At 63.3% G+C, this 24,823-nt stretch carries 24 protein-coding genes; 12 read left to right on the plus strand and 12 right to left on the minus strand.

What is annotated here, in order from left to right; translation table 11 throughout:
* The first annotated feature begins 75 nt into the window (after window positions 1-75).
* From DMO26_RS10010 to DMO26_RS10030, 5 genes are read left to right on the plus strand one after another with little or no spacing between them, the layout of a single operon-like run.
* Window positions 76-2,538 (plus strand): glycogen/starch/alpha-glucan phosphorylase, encoded by a 2,463-nt coding sequence (locus tag DMO26_RS10010; protein WP_117191895.1) that lies wholly within the window; start codon window positions 76-78, stop codon window positions 2,536-2,538.
* Window positions 2,538-4,754, plus strand: coding sequence for a 1,4-alpha-glucan branching protein GlgB (glgB, locus tag DMO26_RS10015; RefSeq protein ID WP_117191896.1), 2,217 nt, complete (start codon window positions 2,538-2,540; stop codon window positions 4,752-4,754). The genes DMO26_RS10010 and glgB overlap by 1 nt, the downstream gene beginning before the upstream one ends.
* A gap of 18 nt (window positions 4,755-4,772) precedes the next feature.
* On the plus strand, window positions 4,773-6,035 hold the full coding sequence (gene glgC / locus DMO26_RS10020) for a glucose-1-phosphate adenylyltransferase (RefSeq protein WP_117191897.1): 1,263 nt from the start codon (window positions 4,773-4,775) through the stop codon (window positions 6,033-6,035).
* Window positions 6,036-6,041: 6 nt separating this feature from the next.
* Entirely contained in the window at window positions 6,042-7,487 is a 1,446-nt protein-coding gene (gene glgA / locus DMO26_RS10025) for a glycogen synthase GlgA (protein WP_117191898.1), read from the plus strand.
* Window positions 7,488-7,489: 2 nt separating this feature from the next.
* Entirely contained in the window at window positions 7,490-9,118 is a 1,629-nt protein-coding gene (locus DMO26_RS10030) for an alpha-D-glucose phosphate-specific phosphoglucomutase (RefSeq protein WP_117191899.1), read from the plus strand.
* Here DMO26_RS10030 and DMO26_RS10035 read toward each other — a convergent pair.
* A complete protein-coding gene (locus tag DMO26_RS10035) occupies window positions 9,111-9,302 on the minus strand; it encodes a hypothetical protein (RefSeq protein ID WP_117191900.1) in 192 nt (63 codons plus the stop codon). The two genes, DMO26_RS10030 and DMO26_RS10035, sit on opposite strands and share 8 nt — an antisense overlap.
* A gap of 121 nt (window positions 9,303-9,423) precedes the next feature.
* Between DMO26_RS10035 and glgX the strand changes: the two genes are divergently transcribed.
* The 5 genes from glgX to DMO26_RS34790 all read left to right on the plus strand — a co-directional run bounded on the left by glgX (window position 9,424) and on the right by DMO26_RS34790 (window position 13,421).
* Window positions 9,424-11,373: a glycogen debranching protein GlgX gene (gene glgX / locus DMO26_RS10040; protein ID WP_117191901.1), complete on the plus strand. Its 1,950-nt coding sequence runs from the start codon at window positions 9,424-9,426 to the stop codon at window positions 11,371-11,373.
* 138 nt (window positions 11,374-11,511) lie between these two features.
* A complete protein-coding gene (locus DMO26_RS10045) occupies window positions 11,512-11,997 on the plus strand; it encodes a MaoC family dehydratase (protein ID WP_117191902.1) in 486 nt (161 codons plus the stop codon).
* A gap of 4 nt (window positions 11,998-12,001) precedes the next feature.
* On the plus strand, window positions 12,002-13,060 hold the full coding sequence (locus tag DMO26_RS10050) for a DUF2332 domain-containing protein (protein ID WP_117191903.1): 1,059 nt from the start codon (window positions 12,002-12,004) through the stop codon (window positions 13,058-13,060).
* Window positions 13,057-13,296 (plus strand): hypothetical protein, encoded by a 240-nt coding sequence (locus tag DMO26_RS10055; RefSeq protein ID WP_117191904.1) that lies wholly within the window; start codon window positions 13,057-13,059, stop codon window positions 13,294-13,296. Before DMO26_RS10050 ends, DMO26_RS10055 begins: the two co-directional genes overlap by 4 nt.
* A complete protein-coding gene (locus tag DMO26_RS34790; RefSeq protein WP_264319352.1) occupies window positions 13,296-13,421 on the plus strand; it encodes a hypothetical protein in 126 nt (41 codons plus the stop codon). The genes DMO26_RS10055 and DMO26_RS34790 overlap by 1 nt, the downstream gene beginning before the upstream one ends.
* Window positions 13,422-13,534: 113 nt before the next feature.
* Here the strand turns inward: DMO26_RS34790 and DMO26_RS10060 are convergent, their stop codons facing one another.
* From DMO26_RS10060 to DMO26_RS10085, 6 genes are all read right to left on the minus strand, one after another.
* Window positions 13,535-13,843: a hypothetical protein gene (locus tag DMO26_RS10060; RefSeq protein ID WP_117191905.1), complete on the minus strand. Its 309-nt coding sequence runs from the start codon at window positions 13,841-13,843 to the stop codon at window positions 13,535-13,537.
* 115 nt (window positions 13,844-13,958) lie between these two features.
* Window positions 13,959-14,513 carry a sarcosine oxidase subunit gamma gene (locus DMO26_RS10065; protein ID WP_117191906.1) on the minus strand — a complete coding sequence of 185 codons (555 nt, stop codon included), beginning with the start codon at window positions 14,511-14,513 and terminating at the stop codon, window positions 13,959-13,961.
* Window positions 14,506-17,484: a sarcosine oxidase subunit alpha gene (locus DMO26_RS10070; protein WP_117191907.1), complete on the minus strand. Its 2,979-nt coding sequence runs from the start codon at window positions 17,482-17,484 to the stop codon at window positions 14,506-14,508. Before DMO26_RS10070 ends, DMO26_RS10065 begins: the two co-directional genes overlap by 8 nt.
* Window positions 17,481-17,822, minus strand: coding sequence for a sarcosine oxidase subunit delta (locus DMO26_RS10075; RefSeq protein ID WP_117191908.1), 342 nt, complete (start codon window positions 17,820-17,822; stop codon window positions 17,481-17,483). The genes DMO26_RS10070 and DMO26_RS10075 overlap by 4 nt, the downstream gene beginning before the upstream one ends.
* A gap of 11 nt (window positions 17,823-17,833) precedes the next feature.
* Window positions 17,834-18,244, minus strand: a complete 411-nt coding sequence (locus DMO26_RS10080) for a hypothetical protein (protein ID WP_117191909.1) — start codon at window positions 18,242-18,244, stop codon at window positions 17,834-17,836.
* Window positions 18,244-19,497, minus strand: a complete 1,254-nt coding sequence (locus DMO26_RS10085) for a sarcosine oxidase subunit beta family protein (protein ID WP_117191910.1) — start codon at window positions 19,495-19,497, stop codon at window positions 18,244-18,246. The genes DMO26_RS10080 and DMO26_RS10085 overlap by 1 nt, the downstream gene beginning before the upstream one ends.
* Window positions 19,498-19,806: 309 nt before the next feature.
* Here DMO26_RS10085 and rpsU point away from each other — a divergent pair, with 309 nt between their 5' ends.
* Window positions 19,807-20,037: a 30S ribosomal protein S21 gene (gene rpsU / locus DMO26_RS10090; protein WP_113130672.1), complete on the plus strand. Its 231-nt coding sequence runs from the start codon at window positions 19,807-19,809 to the stop codon at window positions 20,035-20,037.
* 121 nt (window positions 20,038-20,158) lie between these two features.
* The gene (locus tag DMO26_RS10095) at window positions 20,159-21,049 is read left to right on the plus strand and encodes a tetratricopeptide repeat protein (protein ID WP_404947030.1); all 891 of its coding nucleotides are present in this window, start codon (window positions 20,159-20,161) and stop codon (window positions 21,047-21,049) included.
* 79 nt (window positions 21,050-21,128) lie between these two features.
* Here the strand turns inward: DMO26_RS10095 and DMO26_RS10100 are convergent, their stop codons facing one another.
* The 5 genes from DMO26_RS10100 to DMO26_RS10120 all read right to left on the minus strand — a co-directional run.
* Window positions 21,129-21,857: an esterase family protein gene (locus DMO26_RS10100; RefSeq protein ID WP_117191911.1), complete on the minus strand. Its 729-nt coding sequence runs from the start codon at window positions 21,855-21,857 to the stop codon at window positions 21,129-21,131.
* A gap of 6 nt (window positions 21,858-21,863) precedes the next feature.
* Window positions 21,864-22,841: an acetylxylan esterase gene (locus DMO26_RS10105; protein WP_117191912.1), complete on the minus strand. Its 978-nt coding sequence runs from the start codon at window positions 22,839-22,841 to the stop codon at window positions 21,864-21,866.
* Between the two features lie 28 nt (window positions 22,842-22,869).
* Window positions 22,870-23,163, minus strand: coding sequence for a type II toxin-antitoxin system RelE/ParE family toxin (locus DMO26_RS10110; protein ID WP_117191913.1), 294 nt, complete (start codon window positions 23,161-23,163; stop codon window positions 22,870-22,872).
* Window positions 23,156-23,422, minus strand: a complete 267-nt coding sequence (locus DMO26_RS10115) for a ribbon-helix-helix domain-containing protein (protein WP_117191914.1) — start codon at window positions 23,420-23,422, stop codon at window positions 23,156-23,158. The genes DMO26_RS10110 and DMO26_RS10115 overlap by 8 nt, the downstream gene beginning before the upstream one ends.
* A gap of 96 nt (window positions 23,423-23,518) precedes the next feature.
* The coding region (locus tag DMO26_RS10120; RefSeq protein WP_162894791.1) for an NAD(P)(+) transhydrogenase (Re/Si-specific) subunit beta at window positions 23,519-24,823 on the minus strand (1,305 nt) is incomplete at its 5' end.

Consider the following 24,823-nt stretch of genomic DNA (forward strand, 5'->3'; position numbering starts at 1 on the left):
AACTGTATCTATACATCATGCCAGATGGACTGAATCGGACGCTCTTCCTCCCGCTCCCCAGAAAGTTGGCGACATATGAACAATACGTCTTCCCAGGTCGAAATTCCCCAGCCGGCTCCCCGCAGCTCCCGCCCTGAAATCATGGCGGAGGAGATCATCGAGCGCCTGACCTACCGCATAGGCAAGGATGCCAAGGTCGCCAAGCCGCATGACTGGCTGACCGCAACCATCCTCGTGGTGCGCGACCGAATCATCGACAAATGGATGGAGAGTACCCGCAAGGTCTACCGTACCGGCGACAAGCGCGTTTATTACCTCTCGCTCGAATTCCTGATCGGTCGCCTGATGCGCGACGCCGTCACGAATATGGGCCTGATGACGGAGATCCGCGATGCGCTGTCCTCGCTCGGCGTCGACATCGACGTGATCGCCGGCCTGGAGCCGGATGCGGCGCTCGGCAACGGCGGCCTCGGCCGCCTCGCCGCCTGTTTCATGGAATCGATGGCAACCGTCGATATCCCCGCCTATGGCTACGGCATCCGTTATGTCCACGGCCTTTTCCGCCAGCAGATGGCGGATGGCTGGCAGGTCGAACTGCCGGAAAACTGGCTCGCCCACGGCAACCCCTGGGAATTCGAGCGCCGCGAAAGCTCCTACGAGATCGGTTACGGCGGCACGGTGGAGACGGTCGGCGGTTACGACGAGGCGCCCCGCTACGTCTGGAAGCCGGCCGAACGTGTCATCGCCATGGCCTATGACACGCCGGCGGTCGGCTGGCGGGGCAAGCGCGTCAACACGCTGCGCCTCTGGTCAGCCCAGCCGATCGACCCGATCCTGCTCGACGCCTTCAATGCCGGCGACCATATCGGCGCGCTGCGCGACAGCAACAAGGCGGAGGCGCTGACCCGCGTTCTCTATCCGGCCGACGCCAACCCGGCCGGCCAGGAACTGCGCCTGCGCCAGGAATTCTTCTTCTCGTCGGCCTCGCTTCAGGACATTCTGCGCCGCCACCTGCAGCAGTATCCCGATTTCACCAACCTGCATGAAAAGGTATCCATCCAGCTGAACGACACCCATCCGGCCGTGTCGATCGCCGAACTGATGCGCCTCCTGACCGACATCCACGGCATGGATTTCGAGCAGGCCTGGGATATCACCCGGCATACCTTCTCCTACACCAACCACACGCTCCTGCCGGAAGCGCTGGAAAGCTGGCCGGTGCCGCTGTTCGAGCGCCTTCTGCCGCGCCACATGCAGATCATCTACGCGATCAACGCCGTGATCCTGATCGAGGCCCGCAAGAACAAGAGCTTCTCCGACAGCCAGATCCGCTCGATCTCGCTGATCGACGAGGGCGGCGAACGCCGGGTGCGGATGGGCAACCTCGCCTTCGTCGGATCACATTCGGTGAACGGCGTCTCGGCGCTCCATACCGATCTGATGAAGGTCACGGTCTTCTCCGATCTTCACACCCTTTATCCGACACGCATCAACAACAAGACGAACGGCATCACGCCGCGCCGCTGGATGATGCAGTGCAATCCGGGCCTCACCTCGCTGGTGCAGGAAGCGATCGGCAGCAAGTTCCTCGACGATACGGAAGCCCTGCGCGACCTCGACACTCACGCGGACGACAAGGCTTTCCAGGAAAAGTTCGCCGCGGTGAAGCGCGCCAACAAGGTGCAGCTCGCCAATCTCGTCGGCAGCCGCATGGGCATCCGTCTCGATCCGTCGGCGATGTTCGACATCCAGATCAAGCGCATCCACGAATACAAGCGCCAGCTGCTCAACATCGTCGAGACAGTGGCGCTCTACGACCAGATCCGCTCGCATCCGGAAATGGATTGGGTCCCGCGCGTGAAGCTTTTCGCCGGCAAGGCAGCGCCGAGCTATCACAACGCCAAGCTGATCATCAAGCTTGCCAACGATGTGGCCCGCACCATCAACAACGACCCGGCTGTGCGCGGCCTCCTGAAGGTCGTCTTCGTGCCGAATTACAACGTCTCGCTCGCCGAGATCATGGTTCCGGCCGCCGACCTTTCCGAACAGATCTCGACCGCCGGCATGGAAGCGTCGGGTACCGGCAACATGAAGTTCGCGTTGAACGGCGCGCTGACCATCGGCACGCTCGACGGCGCCAATGTCGAGATGCGCGATCACGTCGGCGAGGACAACATCGTCATCTTCGGCATGACCGCCGACGAGGTCCAGAAGGTCCGCGACGAAGGCCACCAGCCCCGCGCCATCATCGAGAGTTCGCGCGAACTGGCCCAGGCGCTGAACGCCATCGCCACCGGCGTCTTCTCGCCCGACGACCGTTCCCGCTTCACCGGCCTGATCGACGGCATCTACAATCACGACTGGTTCATGGTCGCCGCCGATTTCGACGCCTATGCGGAAGCCCAGCGCAACGTTGACCAAATCTGGTCCGACCCTAAATCCTGGTACTCCAAGACCATACGCAACACCGCCCGCATGGGATGGTTCTCCTCCGATAGAACTATTCGCCAGTACGCGTCGGAAATCTGGAGAGCCTGATGAAAAAATCGCCGCGCGTCCTCGATGACGGAAGAGCCCCGGGCGAAATTCCGTTATCCGAGATCGAGGCGATTTTGGAAGGCAGGCATACCAACCCCTTCGCCGTCCTCGGGCTGCACAAGCTCGGGGACGCGTTTCGGGTCCGTTGCTTCGTGCCCGGCGCGGAAGCGGTCACCGCTCTCGCGCTGAACGGCACCGAGCTCGGGGAATTGACCCGCCGCCACGAGGCCGGTTATTTCGAAGGCCTCGTCAACGCCTCCCATCTCCAGCCCGTCCGTTACCGCGCCCGCCGCGGCGACGACGAATGGGCCGTCACCGATCCCTATTCCTTCGGCCCCGTGCTCGGCCCGATGGACGACTATTTCGTGCGCGAAGGCTCGCACCTGCGGCTCTTCGACAAGATGGGCGCCCATCCGATGAAACATGAAGGCGTCGAGGGGTTTCACTTCGCCGTCTGGGCGCCGAACGCCAAACGCGTCTCGGTCGTCGGCGAATTCAACGGCTGGGACGGCCGCCGGCATGTCATGCGCCTGCGCGTCGATACCGGCATCTGGGAAATCTTCGCCCCCGACGTCCGGGCCGGCTCCAACTACAAGTTCGAGATCGTCGGCAAGAACGGCAGGCTCCTGCCGCTGAAGGCCGATCCTTACGCCCGCCGCGCCGAACTGCGCCCCGACACCGCCTCGGTCACGGCTCCCGAACTCTCGCAGAAATGGGAGGACGACGCCCACCGGGAATTCTGGGAAAAGGCCGACCATCGCCGCCAGCCGATCACCATCTACGAGGTGCATGCCGGTTCCTGGCGCCGCAAGCCGGACGGCTCCTTCCTTTCCTGGGACGAACTCGCCTCCGAGCTCATCCCCTATTGCACCGACATGGGCTTCACCCATATCGAATTCCTGCCCGTTACCGAACATCCGTTCGACCCGTCCTGGGGTTATCAGACGACCGGCCTCTTCGCGCCGACGGCCCGCTTCGGCGAACCGGAGGGTTTCGCCCGTTTCGTCAACGGCTGCCACAAGGTCGGCATCGGCGTCATCCTCGACTGGGTGCCGGCGCATTTCCCGACCGATGCCCACGGCCTGCGCTTCTTCGACGGCACTGCGCTTTACGAACACGCCGATCCGCGCCAGGGGTTCCATCCGGACTGGAACACGGCGATCTACAATTTCGGCCGCAACGAAGTCCTTTCCTACCTCGTCAACAACGCGCTCTACTGGGCGGAGAAATTCCACTTGGACGGGCTCCGCGTCGATGCCGTCGCCTCCATGCTCTACCTCGATTATTCGAGGAAGGAAGGCGAATGGGTGCCGAACGAATATGGGGGGCGCGAGAATCTGGAAGCGGTGCGTTTCCTCCAGAAGATGAACTCGCTCTCCTATGGCGCCCATCCGGGCGTGATGACCATCGCCGAGGAGAGTACCTCCTGGCCCAAGGTCTCGCATCCCGTCCACGAGGGCGGCCTCGGTTTCGGCTTCAAGTGGAACATGGGCTTCATGCACGACACGCTGAGCTATCTGAAGCGCGAGCCGATCCACCGCAAGCATCACCACAACGAGCTCACCTTCGGCCTGCTCTACGCCTATTCGGAAAACTTCGTCCTGCCGCTCTCCCACGACGAAGTGGTGCACGGCAAGGGCTCGCTGATCGCCAAGATGGCCGGCGACGACTGGCAGAAGTTTGCGAACCTGCGCGCCTATTACGGTTTCATGTGGGGTTATCCCGGCAAGAAGCTGCTCTTCATGGGCCAGGAATTCGCCCAGTGGGCGGAGTGGAGCGAAGCCCGCTCGCTCGATTGGAACCTGTTGGCTTACCACCCGCACGAAGGCATGCGTCGCCTGGTGCGGGACCTGAACTTCTGTTACCGCTCCAAGCCCGCGCTGCATGCGCGCGATTGCGAGGGCGAAGGCTTCCGCTGGCTGATCGCCGACGATGCGGACAATTCCGTCTACGCGTGGCTGCGCATGGCGCCGGGCGAGAAGCCGGTGGCGGTCATCAGCAATTTTACGCCCGTCTACCGGGAAAATTACCGCGTTCCCTTGCCAAACGAGGGCAGATGGCGGGAAATCCTGAATACCGACGCGGAGATCTACGGCGGCAGCGGCAAGGGCAATGGCGGGCGCGTTCAGGCTGTGAACGCGGGAGGAACCGTCACCGCCGAAGTCACCCTGCCGCCGCTCGCGACGATCATGCTCGAACTGGAACAACAGGCCTAGGGAATTTGGGAGGGAAGAATGATCGAGAAAAGAATCCAGCCCCTGTCACGCGATGCAATGGCTTACGTGCTTGCGGGCGGCCGGGGAAGCCGCCTCAAGGAACTGACCGACCGGCGCGCCAAGCCGGCCGTCTATTTCGGCGGCAAGGCGCGCATCATCGATTTCGCGCTGTCGAACGCGCTGAACTCGGGCATCCGCCGCATCGGCGTCGCGACCCAGTACAAGGCGCATTCGCTGATCCGCCACATGCAGCGCGGCTGGAACTTCTTCCGCCCCGAACGCAACGAGAGCTTCGATATCCTGCCGGCCTCCCAGCGCGTTTCGGAGACGCAGTGGTATGAAGGCACGGCCGACGCCGTCTACCAGAACATCGACATCATCGAAGCCTATGCGCCCGAATACATGGTCATCCTCGCCGGCGACCACGTCTACAAGATGGACTACGAATACATGCTGCAGCAGCATGTGGACAGCGGCGCCCAGGTGACGGTCGGCTGCCTGGAAGTGCCGCGCATGGAAGCGACCGGCTTCGGCGTCATGCATGTCAACGAGAAGGACGAGATCATCGCCTTCGTCGAAAAGCCCGCCGACCCGCCCGGCATCCCCGGCAATCCGGATTTCGCGCTGGCCTCGATGGGCATCTACGTCTTCCACACCAAGTTCCTGATGGACATCCTGAAGCGGGATGCCGAAACGGCGGGTTCCAGCCGCGATTTCGGCAAGGACATCATCCCCTATATCGTCGAGAACGGCAAAGCCGTCGCCCACCGCTTCGCCGACAGCTGCGTCCGATCCGATTTCGAGCGCGAACCCTACTGGCGCGACGCGGGTACGATCGACGCCTACTGGCAGGCCAATATCGACCTGACGGAAGTCGTCCCCGGCCTCGACATCTACGACAAGTCCTGGCCAATCTGGACCTATGCGGAAATCACCCCGCCGGCAAAATTCGTCCATGACGACGAGAACCGCCGCGGCTCGGCCATCTCCTCGGTCGTGTCCGGCGATTGCATCATTTCCGGGTCCTCGCTGCACCGCAGCCTGCTGTTCACCGGCGTGCGCGCCAACTCCTATTCGCGCCTTGACGGCGCGGTCATCCTCCCGAATGTCCGTATCGGAAGACGCGCGCAGCTTCGCAATGTCGTCATCGATGCCGGTGTAACCATCCCCGAAGGCCTGGTGGTCGGCGAGGATGCGGAACTTGATGCAAAGCGCTTCCGCCGCAGCGAGAACGGCATCTGCCTGATCACCCAGTCGATGATCGACAAACTGGACATGTAATACAAAATGGAAGTGCTTTCGGTCGCGTCCGAAGTCTACCCGCTGGTCAAGACCGGCGGACTTGCCGATGTGGCCGGTGCTCTGCCCCTGGCCCTGAAGGGCCATGGCGTCTCGGTGAAGACGCTGATGCCGGGCTATCCCGCCGTGATGCGGGTGATCGAGGACCGCAAGGTCGTCCTGAGCTTCGAGAACCTGCTCGGCGCGAGGGCCGACGTGCTTTCGGTCGAACATCGGGGCCTCGACCTGCTGATCCTCGATTCGCCCACGTTCTTCGACCGGCCCGGCGGGCCTTATGCGGATGCGACCGGCAAGGACCACTTCGACAACTGGCGACGCTTTGCGGCACTCTCCAAGGCCGGCGCCCTGATCGCCCAGGGCGCCCTCGGGAACTGGCGGCCGGATATCGTCCATGTGCATGACTGGCAGGCGGCCATGGTGCCGGCCTACATGCGCTATTCTGCCGTTCCGGAAGTTCCGACCCTCATCACCATCCACAACATCGCCTTCCAGGGCCAGTACGGCGCCGACATCTTCCCCTATCTCGAGCTGCCGCCGCATGCCTTCGGCATCGAAGGCGTCGAATATTTCGGCGGCGTCGGTTACCTGAAGGCAGGCCTGCAGACGAGCTGGGCGATCTCGACCGTTTCCCCCTCCTACGCGGAGGAAATCCTCACGCCGGAATTCGGCATGGGCCTGGAAGGCCTGCTGTCGATCCGCCAGTCCGACCTGCACGGCATCGTCAACGGCATCGACGCGGATGTCTGGGACCCCGCCGCCGACCCGGCTCTGACGTCGCATTATACGGCGGCGAACCTCAAGACCCGCGCCGACAACCGACAAACCGTCGCCCGACGTTTCGGGCTGGCGGAGGACGACAGCCCCCTCTTCTGCGTCATCTCGCGCCTCACCTGGCAGAAGGGCATGGACCTGCTCGCCGCCACCGTCGACGACCTCGTGGAGATGGGCGCCCGGCTGGCCGTGCTCGGCTCCGGCGACAGGGCGCTCGAAAACGCCTTCCATTCCGCCGCAGCACGGCATCCGGGTCGGGTCGCGGTCCTTTCCGTCTATGACGAACCGCTCTCCCACCTCATGCAGGCGGGCTGCGATGCGATCGTCATCCCGTCGCGCTTCGAACCCTGCGGGCTGACGCAGCTCTACGGCCTGCGCTACGGCTGCGTGCCGGTTGTCGCCCGCACCGGCGGGCTCAACGACACCGTCATCGACGCGAGCCATGCCGCGCTCGCCGCCAGGGCCGCCACCGGCATCGCCTTCGGTCCCGTCACCACCGAAAACCTGCGCCGCGCCCTGCACCGCGCCGTTCGCCTCTATCACGACCCGAAGGTCTGGACGGCGCTGCAGAAGCAGGGCATGAAATCCGACGTCTCCTGGAAAAAGAGCGCCGGGCTTTACGCGGGCCTCTATAAGAATCTCATTGCCAAAAAAGGTTCCTGACCATGATCAAGACCGTCAAGACAGCTCCCTATCAGGATCAGAAGCCGGGCACGTCCGGCCTTCGCAAGAAAGTCCCGGTCTTCGCCCAGGAGAACTATGCCGAGAACTTCATCCAGTCGATTTTCGACAGTCTCGAGGACTTCGAAGGCAAGACGCTGGTGATCGGCGGCGACGGCCGTTACTACAACCGCGAAGTCATCCAGAAGGCGATCAAGATGGCCGCCGCCGCGGGCTTCGGCGAGGTCACGGTCGGCCGGGGCGGCATTCTTTCGACGCCCGCCGCCTCCAACATCATCCGCAAATACCATGCCTTCGGCGGCATCGTGCTCTCCGCCAGCCACAATCCCGGCGGCCCGACCGAAGATTTCGGCATCAAGTACAATATCGGCAATGGCGGCCCGGCGCCGGAAAAGATCACCGACGCGATCTTCGCCCGCACCAGGGTGATCGACGAATACAGGATCGCCGACGTCGCCGACGTCAACCTCGACGAGATCGGCTCCTTCGACGTGGCCGGCATGACGGTCGAGGTCATCGATCCGGTCGCCGACTATGCCGAACTGATGGAACAGCTCTTCGATTTCCCGGCGATCCGGGCGCTGCTGGCGAGCGGCGTCCGCATCGCGATCGATTCGATGGGCGCCGTTACAGGCCCCTATGCCAAGGAGATTTTCGAAAAGCGCCTCGGCGCACCGGAAGGCTCGGTCCGCAATTTCACGCCGCTGCCGGATTTCGGCGGCCATCATCCCGACCCGAACCTCGTCCACGCCAAGGACCTCTATGACGACGTGATGAGCGAAGACGGCCCGCATTTCGGCGCCGCCTCCGATGGCGACGGCGACCGCAACATGATCGTCGGCAAGGGCATGTTCGTTACGCCGTCCGACAGCCTCGCGATCATCGCCGCCAACGCCATCGTGGCGCCCGGTTACGCCAAGGGCATCGCCGGCATCGCCCGCTCCATGCCAACGAGTGCCGCCGCCGACCGCGTTGCGGAAAAGCTGAAGATCGGCATGTACGAGACGCCGACCGGCTGGAAGTTCTTCGGCAACCTGCTCGACGCCGGCAAGGCGACGGTCTGCGGCGAGGAGAGCTTCGGCACCGGCTCCGACCATGTGCGCGAAAAGGACGGCCTTTGGGCCATCCTCTTCTGGCTGAACATCATGGCCGCCCGCAACGAAAGCGTCGCTGAGATCGTCAGGAAACACTGGGCCGAATACGGCCGCAACTATTATTCCCGCCACGACTACGAGGAAGTCGAAACCGAAGCCGCCAATGGCCTCGTCACCGCGCTGCGCGAAAAGCTCCCCTCCCTGCCCGGCCGGAGCTTTGGCGCATTGAAGGTCGCGGCCGCCGACGACTTCGCCTATCTTGACCCGGTCGACGGCTCCGTGTCCAAGAACCAGGGTGTCCGCGTCCTCTTTGAAGGCGGGTCCCGCGTCGTCTTCCGCCTCTCCGGCACCGGCACCTCGGGCGCCACGATCCGCGTCTATGTCGAGCGCTACGAACCGGATGCCGCCAAGCATGGCATCGACACGCAGGAGGCATTGGCCGACCTGATCGCGGTCGCCGGCGAAATCTCGGAACTGAAGAAGCGCACCGGCAGGGACGCGCCGACGGTGATTACGTGAGACTGCGATATAATGAGGATGCCAGTGCGCCGGCCACGAACGCCAAGATGATTGCCATCAAACCGATGCTGCCGGCACGGCTTCCCATGTTGAATCTGCCAAACAACAGGTGCTGGGAAACGACGGCGGCGACTGCGCATAGGAAAACGAAAAGATGCAGGACAATTTTCTGGCCGTCCGTCATGCCGCTTCCTCTTCGCGAGCAATCTTTTGGGGGAGAGCATGGCATGGAAGTCTTACCGGAATGATTCCCGTCATTTGAAACCAAAAATCTGGCGGCACAGATCGGGGTGAAGAATTTCACGATGGCAAAACCCTTCGATCCCAGACTCGGCGTAACCCTCACCACCGACGGCGCGGACTTTGCCGTCTGGTCGCGCAATGCCGAGCGGATCGAACTCTGCCTCTTCGATGGCGAAGGAAAGCGGGAAACCGCCCGCCACCGCCTCGTTCGCGGACGCGACGATATCCATCGCATCTCAGTCCCCGCAATCGGTCTCGGCCAGCGTTACGGTTATCGCGCCTGGGGCGCCTACGACCCGGATAACGGCTCCTGGTTCGACCCGTCGAAACTGCTCGTCGATCCCTATGCGCGCGAGCTCGACCGCCCCTTCCGGCACGATGCGAAACTCTCCCTGTTCGGCGTCGATACCGCCGACCTCGTGCCGAAGGCGGTCGTCACCCGCGACCCGCTCGCCAAGATCGGCAAACCGCGCCTGCCGCCCGGCGGCTTCGTTTACGAGATCGCGGTCAAGCCCTTCACCATCCTGCACCCGGCCATCCCGGAGAAACAGCGCGGCACGGTAGCAGCGCTTGGCCACCCCTCGATCATCGCGCATCTCAAGAAACTCGGCGTCGATGCGGTCGAGCTGATGCCGATCACCGCCTGGATCGACGAACGGCATCTCCCGCCGCTCGGCCTCACCAACGGCTGGGGTTACAATCCCATTGCCATGATGGCCCTTGATCCGCGTCTCTGCCCGGGGGGCGTCAGGGAACTGCGCGAAACCGTCGCGACGCTGCATCAGGCCGGCATCGGGGTCATCCTCGACCTCGTCTTCAATCATACCGGCGAGAGCGACCGCCACGGCGCGACGCTTTCCATGCGCGGCCTCGACAACCGCGCCTATTATCGCCACCTCCCCGGCGCGCCCGGCCATCTCGTCAACGACACCGGCACCGGCAACACGGTCGCCTGCGACCATCCCGCGGTCCGCCGGCTGATCGTCGACACGCTCAGGCACTTCGTCGTGCATGCGGGCGTCGACGGCTTCCGCTTCGACCTTGCGCCGGTCATCGGCCGCACCGCCGACGGCTTCGACGCCAGGGGAGAGACGCTAAGGGCAATGCTCTCCGACGAGGCGCTGAAGGACCGGATCATGATCGCCGAACCCTGGGACGTCGGCCGCGGCGGCTACCAGCTCGGCAACTTCCCTGACCCCTTTCTGGAATGGAACGATCGCGCCCGCGACGACATGCGCCGCTACTGGCGCGGCGACCCCTGGACGACCGGGATGCTTGCCACCCGGCTCGCCGGCTCCTCCGATGTCTTCGAGACGTCCGGCCGGAGCCGTTCCGTCAATTTCCTCGCCGCCCATGACGGCTTCACGCTGATGGACCTCGTCTCCAACGAGGTGAAGCACAACGAGGCGAACGGCGAACAGAACCGCGACGGCCACGGCGAGAACTTTTCCTGGAACAACGGCGTCGAAGGCGAGACGGACGACACCGCGATCATCGAGGACCGCCGCCGGGATGTCGCCGCACTACTCGCCACCCTCTTCGCCAGCCGCGGCACGATCATGCTGACCATGGGCGACGAGGCCGGCCGCTCGCAGCAGGGCAACAACAACGCCTATTGCCAGGACAATGCCATCACCTGGTTCGACTGGAGCAGGATCGACAAGGCGCTCATCGAACATACGGCCACGCTCGCGGCGATCCGCAAGCGGTTTGCGGTGTTTTCGGAGACCGCCTTCTTCACCGGCAGGGGCGATGTGGAATGGCTGAACGCCGCAGGCAAGCCGATGGCAGTCGGAGATTGGGAAAATCCCGACAATCCCGTCTTCGGCATGGTGCTGACGACGCTCGACCGCCAGACGGACAAGGAAACCCGCATTGCCGTGCTCTTCAACCGCAGCCGCGAACAGGTGAGCTTCGCGCTTCCCGGCTGGGGTTGGCGGCATTTCGCCTCCCGGGAACTCTGGAACCAGGTTCTGCCTGCCCGTTCCGTCCGTTTCTGCATCGAGGAATGATGCACTGCGAAAAACCACTCGCCAACCCTTGCAAAACGGATAAAGTCCCGCCGGTCCGAAGCAGTTCCAGGAAAAGCGCGAAGCCGTTTTCCGGCCGGAACGGCGTCAAATCCTCCAGAGGAAAGATAGTGAGGTCGCATGCGTGAAATTTCGCTCGCCGATATGCCGGGTCTGGTTGGAACGGAAGTGGGCGTTTCAGACTGGATCATGGTGGATCAGCCGATGATCAACATGTTCGCGGATGCGACGCACGACCATCAGTTCATCCATGTCGACGAGCAGCGCGCCAAGGCCGAAAGCCCGTTCGGCGGTACGATCGCGCACGGCTTCCTGACGCTCTCGCTGCTTTCCGCCATGAACTTCGACTGCGTGCCGAAAGTCCGCGAGCAGATCATGGGCATCAATTACGGCTTCGACCGTATCCGCTTCATGTCGCCGGTGAAGAACGGCACCCGCATCCGCGGGCATTTCACGCTGGCCGATGCGCGTTTCCGCGGCGCGGGCATGATGATGACCACCTACGACGTGTCGGTCGAGATCGAGAACGAGAGGAAACCGGCGATGACCGCCACCTGGGTCACCATCGTCCAGTTCGACCCCAAGGACCGCCCGGAGGGCGTATGACGCCATGGCCTCCGAAGACGAAATCCGGCAGGCGTTCCGGGAACAGGTCGTTGCCGGCCAGACCTTGGGTTCGCCCTTCACGTCCCGCCTCGGCAGGCTGATGCTGGCCCATCTCGACCGCTCGACTGCCGTCGGCAGGCGCGTCCTGTCCTGGGAAGGGGATCCCGGCACGCGCGGCGACCTCGTGCCCACCCGCCTGGCCGGAGCGCTGCACGCGCTGGTCATCGACGGCAAGGACGATCGCCTGAAAGCGGCCTATCCGCCGAACGCGGTTGACGATGACACGCTGTGGACGGCGATCCGCAGCGCTTTCGAAGCCCACGAGGCCTTCATCCTCGAACGACTGAACTTCGCGCCCCAGACCAACGAGGTGCGCCGTTCGAGCGGCCTGCTCGCGGGCTTCCTCACCGTCGCCGACCTCATCGGTAAGCCGCTGATCCTCTCCGAATTCGGCGCCAGCATGGGCCTCAACCTCAACTGGGACCGCTATCGCTACGATCTCGGCGGGTTCCTCTGGGGCGATCCCTCCTCTCCCGTACAACTCAAGCCCGACTGGCAGGGCCTGCCGCCGCCGCGCGCCGAAATCACGGTGCAGGATCGCGCCGGCTGCGACCTTAATCCGCTGGACCCGCATTCGCCGGAAGACAGATCGCGTCTTCTTTCCTATCTCTGGGCCGATCAGGCGGACAGAGTGGCGCGCACCCGCGCGGCCTTGGAGATCGCCGGCCGGCACACGGCGTTCGTGGAAAAGGGCGATGCGCTCGCCTGGCTGCGCGACAGGCGGCTGAAGGTCCTTCAGCCCGGCACGGTGCATGTCGTCTACCATTCGATCGCCTGGCAATACTTGCCGCCGGAAGCCCGCGCCCTGGGCGAGACGATCATCGCCGAAGCCGGCAGCCGGGCGACGGAAGACGCCCCGCTGGCCCGCCTGCAGATGGAAATGGACGACGATCCGGAGAGCGCGGCCCTCAGCCTGCAGATCTGGCCGACCGGCGAGACCCGGGAACTCGCCCGCATTGACCCCCACGGCCGCTGGGTGAAGTGGAAGGGGTGGCAGGGATGAGCGATCTCGACCCGGCCGAGATCGAGCAGACGAAGCTTTTGGCGAATGCACTGGATCGAGCATCCACGGCATGCGTCACGGTTGGTGTCGTTACACCGCTTGCAGGATATGTTTACAACGTTCCCGGGTTCAATGCGATCTCTGGCGACAGAGCAATTCTCTACTTCGCATGTTGGCTTTCCGGGGCGGTGCTATTACATTATCTCGCAAGACGAGTTTTAAGGAGATTAGCCTGATGGATATCTGGCTTTTCTATTCTGTCGGAATGCCGGCGATCATCGTCCTGATCGGCTACATCGCCGTACGCCTGCACGAATGGGATCTCGACCGCAAGCACAAGCACCGCCAGCTCGGCGAATGATCCGCCGCGCCTAGAGCAATTTCAGCAAAAGTGGGAACCGGTTTTGCGTCCGGAATTGCGTGAAAACAAAGAGATAGAGCATTGGAAGCGACTCCGTTTTCGCCGGAAATGCTCTAGCCGCCCATTTCCATCAGCATGAAACCGAGAAGCGGCGGCAGCGCCGCGCCGATCGCGATGTTGGCGGTGAGTGCGGGGGTCAGCCCGAGCGTCGAACCGACGATCCCCGCCGTGATGAGCCCTGCCATCGGCATGCTCAGGCTGCGGTCGATTCCGGGTGCAAATGACACAAGCACCGCGGCCGCGGCCGCGCAACCGCCCAACAGCGCGCCTTTCCATACCTCGATCTTCGCAAGCTTTGCCGCGACCGCTCCGCCGATCACCGCCGCGACGACAGCAAGCGCCATCAGTTGATATCCGATCATCAAACCCTCCCGTTTGTTTGGGGAGAGTGCGGCTTCTGCCGGCCAAGTCAAGCCAGGCGAACGTCTGAGAGCAATTCCAGCGAAAGCGCGCGGAGGCTTTGCGTCCGGAGTTGCGTCAAAGAGAGAAAGCCGCATCCCGCGCGCCTTCCGCCAGAAGGCCGAAGGCATAATCGGAAAAGGAGCGCCAGACCTCCACCCGGAAGGCTTCTTCCGCCGTCCGCAGCAGTACGATTTCCACCTTGCCGAAAATCGTCCGCGCGCAAGCGCCGACCGGGAAGGCCTTCAGCGACAGGTCCTGCGGGCAACCCGCATTGATCGCCGCCGCAGCACCCGGCCCGGAGACGAGGATCGCCGTATTGCGATGGGAGACGTCGGTCGCCGAATGCAGCACGCCGGCATTTGCCGCCGCCTGCATCAGTCCGCCATTCAGGTCGCCGACCACCAGCCACTCATCCGGCCCGAGCCAGAGCGCCGTGCGGCCGCTGCCGGAGACGGATGTCTTCGGCTTCACCGGCAGATCGAGGCCGAGCGCGCCGGAAAGCGCCGCGACATCCTCCGCCCGGGCGCGCAACGAGATGCGCCCGGCCGGCGGCGCGGCCTCGATGCGTACTGCGGATGACCCGCCATGGAAGCCGGAGAGCGGCAGAGTTCGGGTTGCCATCTCAACCATGGATGCGGCCTCCTTCCTTGTCGAAGAACACCATGTCGGTCACTTCCACTTCGATCGTCCTGTCCTTCAGCGGCACGTAGAGCGTCTCGCCGATCCGCGATCGCCCGCCGGCAACGAGCGCCAGCGCGATCGACCGGCCGCAATTCTCCGACCAGTAAGCGGATGTCACGTGGCCGAGCATCTTCATCGGCTTCGGCTGGTTCGGATCGGAGACGATCTGGCCGCCCTCCTCCAGCACCACATTCGGGTTCCTGGTAACGAGCCCGACCAGTTGCTTGCGCCCTTCGCGCACAAGATCCGGCCGCTTGAGGCCGCGAATGCCGACGAAGTCCGGTTTCTTGGAAGACACCGCCCAGCCGAGCCCGGCATCGTCCGGCGTCACCGTGCCGTCCGTGTCCTGGCCGACGATGATATAGCCCTTTTCGGCGCGCAGCACATGCATGGTCTCGGTGCCGTAGAGGCAGCCGCCCATGTCTTTCGCCCGCTCCCAGATCGCTTTCCAGACCGCCGGACCGTAATCCGCCGGCACGTTGACTTCGTAGCCGAGTTCGCCGGTGAAGGAGACGCGGAAGAGCCTGGACGGCACGCCCATCACCGCGCAATCCGCGACACTCATATGCGGAAAGGCCTCGTTGGAAAGATCGACGCCCTCGACGAAGGGCCGGATGATCTCGCGCGCTTTCGGGCCCTGCACCACGATCACCGCCCACTGTTCGGTCGTCGAGGTGAGCCACACCTTCAGATCCGGGAATTCCGTCTGGAGATAGTCCTCCATGTGGTGCAGCACGCGCGGCGCGCCGCCGGTCGTGGTCGTCACATGGAAACGGTTTTCGGCGAGCCGTCCGACGACGCCGTCGTCGTACACGAAGCCGTCCTCGCGGGTCATGATGCCGTAGCGGCTTTTTCCCGGCTTCAGCGTATCCCAGGCGTTCGTGTAGAGGAGGTTGAGGAACTTCGCCGCATCCGGGCCCACGACCTCGATCTTGCCGAGCGTCGAACCGTTGAAGACGCCCGCCACCTCGCGCACCGTCCGGCATTCGCGGTTGACGGCGGCTGCCATGTCCTCGCCGCGCTTCGGGTAATACCAGGCGCGTTTCCAGTTGCCGACATCCTCGAATTCGGCGCCTTCTGCCAACTCGAGGTCATGCATCGGCGTCTTGCGCGCCGGGTCGAACAGTGGCCCGCGCGAATGGCCGACCAGCGTGCCGTAGGTCACCGGCGTATAGGGAGCGCGAAATGTCGTCAGCCCCACCTGCGGGATCGGCCGGTTCAGCACTTCGGCCGCGATCGCCAGGCCATGCATGTTGGAAAGCTTGCCCTGGTCGGAGGCCATGCCGTTGGTCGTGAAACGCTTGATGTGCTCGATAGAATGCATGCCTTCCCGCACCGCAAGGCGGATGTCCTTGGCGGTCACGTCGTGCTGGAAATCGACGAAGGCCTTGACGACCTTGTCCGGCCCGGCTCCCTCGGCCGCACCGATCATGCCGCCCGTCCACTCGAACCGGTTCTCGCCGGAAACCGCGATCGAACCGCCACCGGCGGTGATCGCCTCGTCGATCAGTTCGGCCAGATCGTCGGTGCCGTTGCAGGCACCGACCGAGACGCAGTCCTGCGCGTAGATATCCGGCAGGAAACGCTGGTTCTGTTCATCGAAGCGCAGCTTGCCGCGCGACTGCGAGAAGAGATGGACCGAAGGCGTCCAGCCGGCGGAGACGATCAGCGCATCGACCGGGATCTTGCGGACGTTGAAGCCGCCGTTCATCACCACCGTCATCGAGGAAATGCGCAGCCGCCCATTGGTATCGGTCACCGAATGCCCGGCCAGCACGGAAATGCCGAGCGCCCTTGCTTCGGCCAGCAGCGCCTCGCCCGGCTCCTTGCGGCAATCGACGATCGCGGCGATCGAGACCCCTGCCCGCTTCAGGTCGAAGGCCGCCTCATAGGCCGAATCATGCGCCGTGTAGACCCCCACCCGTTTGCCCACCGCGACGCCGTGATGGTTGAGGAAGGTGCGCGCCGCCGATGCCAGCATGATGCCCGGCCGGTCGTTGTTGGCGAACACCATGTGCCGCTCGATGGCACCGGTCGCCAGGATGACCTTCTTCGCCCGCACCTGCCACAGGCGCTCGCGGGGCATGTCGCGCCCCGGACGGGCGATGTGATCCGTCACCCGCTCGACGAGGCCGAGGAACCCGTGATTGTAATAGCCGAACACCGTTGTCCGCGTCAGTACGGTCACGTTTGGCATGGCCTTGAGCTTCGCCGCCACGCCTTGTGCCCAGTCGTAACCGTTCTGCCCGTCGATCGTGGTGGCGCTGTCCGCATGCAGCGCGCCGCCGACTTCCGGCTGCTCGTCCACGAGAAAAACGCTGGCGCCGGTCGAGGCGGCGGAAAGAGCCGCCGTCAGGCCCGCGACACCGGCCCCGGCGATCAGCACGTCGCAATGGGCATAGCGGCTGGCATAATGGTCCGGGTCCTCCTCCGTCGGCGCCACGCCAAGGCCGGCGGCGCGGCGGATGAAGGGTTCGTAGAGCTTGTGCCACGCGGCCTTCGGCCACATGAAGGTCTTGTAGTAGAAGCCGGCCGCGAAGAAGGGCGACAGAAGATCGTTGAACGCACCGACATCGTATTTCAGCGACGGCCAGCGGTTCTGCGAGGCGATCTTTGCGCCGTCGAACACTTCCTGCACGGTCGCCCGCACGTTCGGCTGGCGGCGGGCCGCATCGCGCGACACGTCGATCAGCGCGTTCGGCTCTTCCGGGCCGGCGGAAAGGATGCCGCGCGGCCGGTGGTATTTGAACGAGCGGCCGAGCAGATGCACGCCATGCGCCAGCAGCGCCGAGGCGACGCTGTCGCCTTCCATCGCCGTATAGCTCTTGCCGTCGAAGGTGAAGCGGGCCGTGCGGGCCGGTGTCAGCCGCCCTGCGCCCTTGATGCGGAAGGCGCCGAGATTGATCGAGGAACCGCTCATCGGGCGTCTCCTTCCGTCGCCTCATAGGTCTCGACGGTCTTCTCGCTGGCCCCCGTCTGCGGCACCGGCTGTTTCGGCATTCCCGCCTTGTAGGTCGCCAGGAACTTGTCGCTCACCGTGTCACGCGCCGCGTTGAAGAACCGGCCGCAGCCGTGGATATGCCGCCAGCGCTCGTAGGTGAGGCCCTTCTCGTTGTTGCGCAGGAAGAAATATTCCGCGAATTCCTCGTCGGAGATCGCCGCGATGTTTTCCGGCCGGGCGATATGCGCCTCGCCGGCCCAGCGGAATTCCAGTTCCGAGCGATCTTCCTCGCAATAGGGACAATGGATCAGAAGCATCGTCGGTTCACCTAGAGAGATGTATCCGGAAGATCGCTTCCGGCGGGTTGATCACACAGGCGCTTTCCCATCGCAAGATAGGGAGAGAGCCGCTTTACGAGCTGTTCTAGATTGTCGAAGGGTCTAAGCGCCGAACCACGGCCCATGTTGACCAAAGCCACCATCATCATGTTCTCGTCGAGCGCGAGCGGATATCCGATCCCGCCGCCCTCCTTGTCGGGGATGAAATAAACGAACCGCTTTTGCCAGCTTGGAGCGCAAAGAAGCCGCCCCTTTTCAGCAACGAAAGGCCAGTCGTCTTCGCCTTTGGCGCGCTGGATTCTCTGAATACGAAAATCCTCGAACCCGGGTATCAATTTATCTCCGGACGCGACAGGTGTAGCGCCTGCGATACCAATGGAGAGGAGAGCCGCCGCAAACATCAATGCGCCACCGCGGCAGCCGCCGCCTCGTCGATCAGCCTTCCGGTGCGGAACCGGTCAAGCGTCAGGCCGGCGGCCAGCCGATGCGGTTCGCCTCTGGCAATGAGATGCGCGAAAAGATTGGCCGAACCCGGCGTCGCCTTGAAACCGCCCGTGCCCCAGCCGCAGTTGACGAAAAGCCCCGGAACCGGCGTGACGCCCTGGATCGGCGAACGGTCCGGGGTGTTGTCGGTAATGCCGCCCCACTGGCGCATCATCTTCACCCGCCGGAAGATCGGGAAGAGCTCGCAGATCGCATCGAGCGTATGGGTGATGATCTGCAGGCCGCCGGTCTGCGAATAGGAATTGTACTGGTCGGTGCCGGCGCCGATGACGAGTTCGCCCTTGTCGGACTGCGAGATATAGGCATGCACCGTGTTCGACATCACCACGCAGGGGAAGATCGGCTTCAGCGGCTCGGAGACCAGCGCCTGCAGCGGATTGGAATGCAGCGGCACGCGCACGCCCGCCATCTCCATGACGACCGAAGAATGGCCGGCGGCGGAAACGCCGACCTTCTTCGCGCCGATGAAACCGCGTGTCGTCTCGACGCCCTGCACCTCGCCGTTCGGCCCGCGCCGGATGCCGGTCACCTCGCAGTTCTGGATGATGTGCACGCCGCGATCCGAAGCGGCGCGGGCATAACCCCAGGCGACCGCATCGTGGCGGGCGGTGCCGCCGCGCCGCTGCAGCGCCGCCCCGTTGATCGGGTAGCGCGCCGTCTTGGAAATATCGAGGACCGGCACATAGGCCTTGGCCTGCTCCGGCGTCAGCCATTCGTTGTCGATGCCGTAGAGCGTGTTGGCGTTGATGTGCCGCTTGAAGCTCTGCATGTCGTGGGTGTTGTGCGACAACATCATCACGCCGCGCGGCGAATACATGACGTTGTAGTTGAGCTCCTGGCTCAGCCCTTCCCAGAGCTTCAGCGAGTGCTCGTAGATGTCCATGCTCTCTTCGTAGAGATAGTTGGAGCGGATGATCGTCGTATTGCGGCCGGTATTGCCGCCGCCGAGCCAGCCCTTCTCGATCACCGCGACATTGGTGATGCCGTGTTCCTTGGCGAGATAATAGGCCGCGCCGAGCCCGTGCCCGCCGGCGCCGACGATGATGACGTCATAGGAGGACTGCGGCTCCGGCGAAGTCCATTGCGCCTCCCAGCCCTTATGGGCACGCATCGCCTCGCGGGCTATGGCGAAAACCGAATATCTGCGCATCTCGCCTTCAACTCCTCGGGAATGTCGGATCCTGCTCAAGCCTTGGGTATTTCCATAGCCATCGCAAATCAATATGCGTCGCAATGGCTTCATTGCGACGCACGAGGAGATTGTTTCGACACCGCGCCGCGGCAGAGGCAAAAGCGGCAATTTCACGACCGTTTGCTCGGGAAATGGCTGGACTTCCCCGGACTCATCTGCTATCTGCAAACACCAATCGCACGGCTCACGCCGGGCGGACGTTATTTTTTCGCCTCGAATCGGTGGACGAGCGAGGCGATTGAACCAAACCAAAGGAACGGGATTCACGTGCAGGTACTTGTCCGCGACAACAACGTTGACCAGGCGCTCCGCGCTCTCAAGAAGAAGATGCAGCGCGAAGGCATCTTCCGCGAAATGAAGATGCGCGACTATTATGAGAAGCCGTCTCAGAAGCGCGCTCGCGAAAAGGCCGAAGCTGTTCGTCGCGTCCGCAAGCTGGCTCGCAAGCGCATGCAGCGCGAAGGCCTGATCGCCGCTCCTGCGCGCCCGGCTCGTTGATCGGCCGCTTTTTCGACGTTTTCATGTGCTCTCAGGGCGGTGGCGACATGGGCGCCGCCGCTCTTTTGATTTCGCCTGAACGGGTGACCGTTCTTGTGCTTGATACGAGGAAACGCGCCTGATGGCCGCCAAGACAATCGTTCTGATGAATGGAACACGAATTTCCGGTCTCTCGAGCATTGTTTCCCACGTAAGCGGCAGAACCGCACTTTCCGCCGCGATGATTGCCATGCTGGCGCTTGCCGGTTGCGCCACCAGCCCCTCCACGACCGACCTGATCACCGTCGATCGGGCCCAGGGATCGGAGGAAAACATCGCCTCGCTCTCGGCCGTCATCAACGCCAACCCCCAGGATCCGGAGGGTTACAACGTGCGCGGTTCGGCTTATGGACGGGCCGGGGAATTTTCGCGTGCGCTCGCCGATTTCAACCACGCCATCCAGCTCAATCCGCAATTCTATCAGGCCTATGCCAATCGCGCCCTGGTCTATCGCAACATGGGCAAGCCGGTGGATGCGGCCAACGACTACAATCGCGCCCTGCAGATCAACCCGAACTACGACGTCGCCTATATCGGCCGCGGCAACATCTACCGCCAGGCCGGCCGCACCAACGAGGCGTTCAACGATTTCAACCGGGCGATCCAGCTTGAGACCACCGATGGCCGCGCCTGGCACAATCGCGGCCTCATCTATCAACTGCGCGGCCAGCATGCCCAGGCGATCGAGGATTTCTCCAGGGCGATCTCGCTATCGCCGAATTCTCCCGAGCCCTATAACGGCCGCGGCATTTCCTATGTGGCGCTGAACGACGACGAAAACGCCTTCGCCGACTTCAACCGGGCCATCGAGCTCAACGACAAGCTTGCCGAATCCTGGGCCAACCAGGCGCTGGTCTACGAGCGCCGCGGCGACAAAACGCGCGCCTACAAGTCCTATTCGCACGCCCAGCGCCTCGACCCGAACTACAAGCCGGCCCAGGATGGCGCCGCGCGCACCCGCGGCACGAGCTGAGTTCGGCCGGGCTTCCGGCGCGTCATCGCCGCATGCCTGTCGCCCTTCGGCTATCCGAGGCGAGCAATTCCAGGCCATTTCAGATATAAAGCGCCGCCATCTTGCGCCAGGCGCCGGCCCGGTGGGCGCGGCCGTCCCAGACATGCATCCGATGGTCCACGCCCTTTTCCGAAAGCACGCGGCTGAGCTGCCTGTTGTTGTCGAGGAAGGGATCCGCGTCGCCGATCGTCAGCACGATCTCCATCTGCCTGAGATGCGAGAGCTTCTGGTCGCAGGCGAGCCCCGGCAGGAAATGCGACGGGGTGTGGAAATAGACGGTGTCGTCGTAATAACCGTCCAGAAGATCGCCGAAAGCCTCGACCTTCAGCGTCAGGTCGTAGCGGCCGGAAAAGGCGACCAGCTTCTTGAAGAGATGCGGATGCCGGAAGCCGAGACTTGCGGCCTGGAAGGCGCCAAGGCTGCAGCCGTGCAGGATGGTGCAGTCATGCGGGTTCTTCTGCGCCATCAGCGGCAGCACCTCGTTGAGGATATAGTCCTCGAAGGCCGCATGCCGCTGGATGCGCACCGAGGGATGGTGCTGGGCGCCGTAGAAGGTTTCCATCGCCAGCCCCTCAATGCAATAGAGCTGCAGATGGCCGGCCTCGATCTTGTCGGCAAGGCTCGCGACGATGCCGAGCTGCTCGTACTCGAAAAAGCGCCCGTCTCGGGTCGGAAACATCAGCACCTTGGCGCCGGCATGACCAAAAATCAGCAGTTCCATGTTCCGATGGAGCCGGGGACTGTACCAGCTGTGGTATTCACGGTTCATCGGACCTCAGGGAAGAGCGAAAAACTGTCGGACCTTTTCGGTTAGGATCGCATCTTGCGACGCAGCATCAGGATAATCGAAATGCCCGGCGTCGAGGATGAAGTTTTCATTAAATTTTGCGCCCGGTCCTGACCGGGGGATGGCATTGGCCACCGCGAACTGGCAGGGCGGCGCGACCGCCGGATCGAAAAGCGCGACGCTCATCAGCATCGGCACCCGGATGCGGCTCGCGGCGACTGCCGAATCATGCAGCCTGAGCGTCTTCAGGGCATTGCCGTATTGTTTCTGGTAGCGCTGGACCGAAGCCGCGCTGCCGATGCTCGGCAGTTTCAGCCTGAGTTCCTGATGCCCGAAGGTCGGCAGCGACAGATGTCCCCGGTCGATCCGGTCGTCGAAGGGAATAGCAAGCCCGCCGATGCCCCCGCCGAAACTGATGCCGCTGTAACCGATATGGCCGGCGAGCCAGGGGTAAAGTGCGATGAGCATGCTCACCGCGATCCAGAGATCGTCGACGCAGCCGCCGATGATGTAACGGTCGGGCTTGTCGATATCGTGCAGCACGTGCCATTGCGAATCCGGCGAGATCGGCGGCCTCGTGCTGCGCGACATGCCGCGGAAACAGGGGAAGAGCACGGCGGTCTCCTCGACCGGCAGTTCGAGGTCAGGCGCGTCGCGCCCTCCGTAACCATGCCCCACGACCAGACCCCGCCTGATCTCGCCCTGTTTCGGCAGAAGCAGCCACCCGCCGATCGGAAATCGGCCGGTCGACATGTAGGCGATGTCGAAGACATGCCATCTCGGATGGTCGATGCCGTTCTTGCGCAGGCCGGGCTCCGGATCGACGGAAAGCGCCCGCCGGTAGCGGTTTCTCCAGAACTCGTCGAACCCTTCCGGCGCCGGCGGCGGCACGACGGCCTGCAGCTCCTTGAGCCCCATGCCGTAGGTCGGGTCGAAATCGAAGGGGTATTCGGTGGGGACGGTCATGGGAAGCGTGTGAAAATCCGAACGATCATTACGGCTTGATCAGCCGAGACAGGCTGCGAACATGGACAACTGCGAGGATCATGACGCCGGAATCGGTTATTTCGTAGAGAATGATGTGGCGCGCATGTGTATGCCGGCAGACCGCCTCGCCGAAATCGGGAGCGGACCTTCCCATACGCGGATTTTCTGCCAAGAGTTCGAAGCAATGCGTTAAATCGTCTGCATAGCGCCGCGCCTGCAGCACTCCGAACCTCTCAATCCCGTACCGAATGATGTTGACGATTTCTGCTTCGGCTCTGGGCGTGAGCCTATATTCAGGCACGTCTGGCCTTTCTCGTCTCGACGATCCGTTCTGCCTCGGCAAACAGCTCATCTATCGTCTTCGTTCCGATGCCACTTGCCCTGGATGCCTTGACTAGCTGACGCACCTCTTCAAGCGAAAGCTCTTCGCCCTGCCGAACCCGCTCCTGTAGCACTAGCGCGCTCATATACTCGCCGGCACTGGCGTATTCACCGCTGCGAACCTGTTCATCGATCCAATCTTTAGCGGCATCCGGAAGTGAAATCGTTATGCTTGCCATCGTGGCCTCCTGATCACGATAATATCGCACGAAGCGGTTTCACAAAAAAGCCCGGCAAAAGCCGAGCCTTTTCGCTACCCGGTATTCACTGCTCGCTCAGTGCTTCATGGCCTTGACGATGTCTTCCGTCATCTTTTTGGCGTCGCCGAGCAGCATCATCGTGCCGTCCTTGTAGAACAGCGTGTTGTCGATGCCGGCGTACCCCGAACCGAGCGAGCGCTTGACGAAGAGGCAGGTCTTGGCCTTGTCGACGTCGAGGATCGGCATGCCGTAGATCGGCGAGGACTTGTCGTCGCGCGCCGCCGGGTTGGTGACGTCGTTGGCGCCGATGACGTAGGCGACGTCGGCCTGGGCGAATTCGGCGTTGATGTCTTCCAGCTCGAAGACCTCGTCATACGGCACGTTGGCTTCGGCGAGCAGCACGTTCATATGGCCCGGCATGCGGCCGGCGACCGGATGGATCGCGTATTTCACCTCGACGCCATGCTCCTTCAGCGTATCGGCAAGCTCGCGCAGCGCATGCTGCGCCTGGGCGACCGCCATGCCGTAACCCGGCACGATGATGACCTTCGACGCGTTCTGCATCAGGAAGGCCGCGTCGTCCGCCGAACCCTGCTTGACCGTCCGCTGCACGCCGTCGTCGGCACCGGCAGAAGCCGTCTCGCCGCCGAAGCCGCCGAGGATGACGGAGATGAAGGAGCGGTTCATGCCCTTGCACATGATGTAGGACAGGATCGCACCAGACGAGCCGACCAGCGCGCCGGTGATGATCAGCGCGAGATTGCCGAGCGTGAAGCCGATGCCGGCCGCGGCCCAGCCGGAATAGGAGTTCAGCATCGACACGACGACCGGCATGTCCGCGCCGCCGATCGGAATGATGATCAGCACGCCGAGCGCCAGCGCCAGGATGACGACCAGCCAGAAGTCGAAATGGCTTTCCGTCTGCACCAGGCCGAAGACGAAGACGACGATCAGCACCAGAAGGCCGATATTGATCGCATGCCGGTAAGGCAGCATGATCGGCTTGCCGGACATGCGTCCGTCGAGCTTCAGGAAGGCGATGATCGAACCGGTGAAGGTGATCGCCCCGATCGCCGCGCCGAGCGCCATTTCGATCAGCGCCTGGCCGTGGATGTCGCCGATCGCGCCGATGCCGAAGGAATCGGGAGCGTAAAGCGCCGCCGCCGCCACCATCACCGCGGCAAGGCCGACCAGCGAGTGGAAGCCGGCGACGAGCTGCGGCATCGCCGTCATCGGAATGGTGCGGGCGATATAGGCCCCTGCCCCGCCGCCGATGGCAAGCGCCAGCACGATCAGGATGAAGCCTCCGAAGCTCGGCGTGGCGAGCAGAAGCGTGGTGAGGATGGCGATCCCCATGCCGGCCATGCCGTAGACATTGCC

The sequence above is a fragment of the Rhizobium terrae genome (genome assembly GCF_003425685.1).
In the GTDB taxonomy this organism is placed as follows: domain Bacteria; phylum Pseudomonadota; class Alphaproteobacteria; order Rhizobiales; family Rhizobiaceae; genus Neorhizobium; species Neorhizobium terrae.

What these genes read in the sequence shown, in the direction of transcription:
- glgX (WP_117191901.1), top strand. Translation starts at nt 9,424, where the DNA reads ATGGCAAAACCCTTCGATCCCAGACTCGGCGTAACCCTCACCACCGAC.
- DMO26_RS10050 (WP_117191903.1), top strand. Translation starts at nt 12,002, where the DNA reads ATGGCCTCCGAAGACGAAATCCGGCAGGCGTTCCGGGAACAGGTCGTT.
- DMO26_RS10095 (WP_404947030.1), top strand. Translation starts at nt 20,159, where the DNA reads ATGGCCGCCAAGACAATCGTTCTGATGAATGGAACACGAATTTCCGGT.
- DMO26_RS10045 (WP_117191902.1), top strand. Translation starts at nt 11,512, where the DNA reads ATGCGTGAAATTTCGCTCGCCGATATGCCGGGTCTGGTTGGAACGGAA.
- DMO26_RS10075 (WP_117191908.1), bottom strand. Translation starts at nt 17,822, where the DNA reads ATGCTTCTGATCCATTGTCCCTATTGCGAGGAAGATCGCTCGGAACTG.
- DMO26_RS10060 (WP_117191905.1), bottom strand. Translation starts at nt 13,843, where the DNA reads ATGATCGGATATCAACTGATGGCGCTTGCTGTCGTCGCGGCGGTGATC.
- DMO26_RS10010 (WP_117191895.1), top strand. Translation starts at nt 76, where the DNA reads ATGAACAATACGTCTTCCCAGGTCGAAATTCCCCAGCCGGCTCCCCGC.
- DMO26_RS34790 (WP_264319352.1), top strand. Translation starts at nt 13,296, where the DNA reads ATGGATATCTGGCTTTTCTATTCTGTCGGAATGCCGGCGATCATCGTC.
- DMO26_RS10080 (WP_117191909.1), bottom strand. Translation starts at nt 18,244, where the DNA reads ATGTTTGCGGCGGCTCTCCTCTCCATTGGTATCGCAGGCGCTACACCT.
- glgC (WP_117191897.1), top strand. Translation starts at nt 4,773, where the DNA reads ATGATCGAGAAAAGAATCCAGCCCCTGTCACGCGATGCAATGGCTTAC.
- DMO26_RS10085 (WP_117191910.1), bottom strand. Translation starts at nt 19,497, where the DNA reads ATGCGCAGATATTCGGTTTTCGCCATAGCCCGCGAGGCGATGCGTGCC.
- DMO26_RS10100 (WP_117191911.1), bottom strand. Translation starts at nt 21,857, where the DNA reads ATGAACCGTGAATACCACAGCTGGTACAGTCCCCGGCTCCATCGGAAC.
- DMO26_RS10115 (WP_117191914.1), bottom strand. Translation starts at nt 23,422, where the DNA reads ATGGCAAGCATAACGATTTCACTTCCGGATGCCGCTAAAGATTGGATC.
- DMO26_RS10035 (WP_117191900.1), bottom strand. Translation starts at nt 9,302, where the DNA reads ATGACGGACGGCCAGAAAATTGTCCTGCATCTTTTCGTTTTCCTATGC.
- DMO26_RS10065 (WP_117191906.1), bottom strand. Translation starts at nt 14,513, where the DNA reads ATGGTTGAGATGGCAACCCGAACTCTGCCGCTCTCCGGCTTCCATGGC.
- glgA (WP_117191898.1), top strand. Translation starts at nt 6,042, where the DNA reads ATGGAAGTGCTTTCGGTCGCGTCCGAAGTCTACCCGCTGGTCAAGACC.
- DMO26_RS10030 (WP_117191899.1), top strand. Translation starts at nt 7,490, where the DNA reads ATGATCAAGACCGTCAAGACAGCTCCCTATCAGGATCAGAAGCCGGGC.
- DMO26_RS10055 (WP_117191904.1), top strand. Translation starts at nt 13,057, where the DNA reads ATGAGCGATCTCGACCCGGCCGAGATCGAGCAGACGAAGCTTTTGGCG.
- glgB (WP_117191896.1), top strand. Translation starts at nt 2,538, where the DNA reads ATGAAAAAATCGCCGCGCGTCCTCGATGACGGAAGAGCCCCGGGCGAA.
- DMO26_RS10105 (WP_117191912.1), bottom strand. Translation starts at nt 22,841, where the DNA reads ATGACCGTCCCCACCGAATACCCCTTCGATTTCGACCCGACCTACGGC.
- DMO26_RS10070 (WP_117191907.1), bottom strand. Translation starts at nt 17,484, where the DNA reads ATGAGCGGTTCCTCGATCAATCTCGGCGCCTTCCGCATCAAGGGCGCA.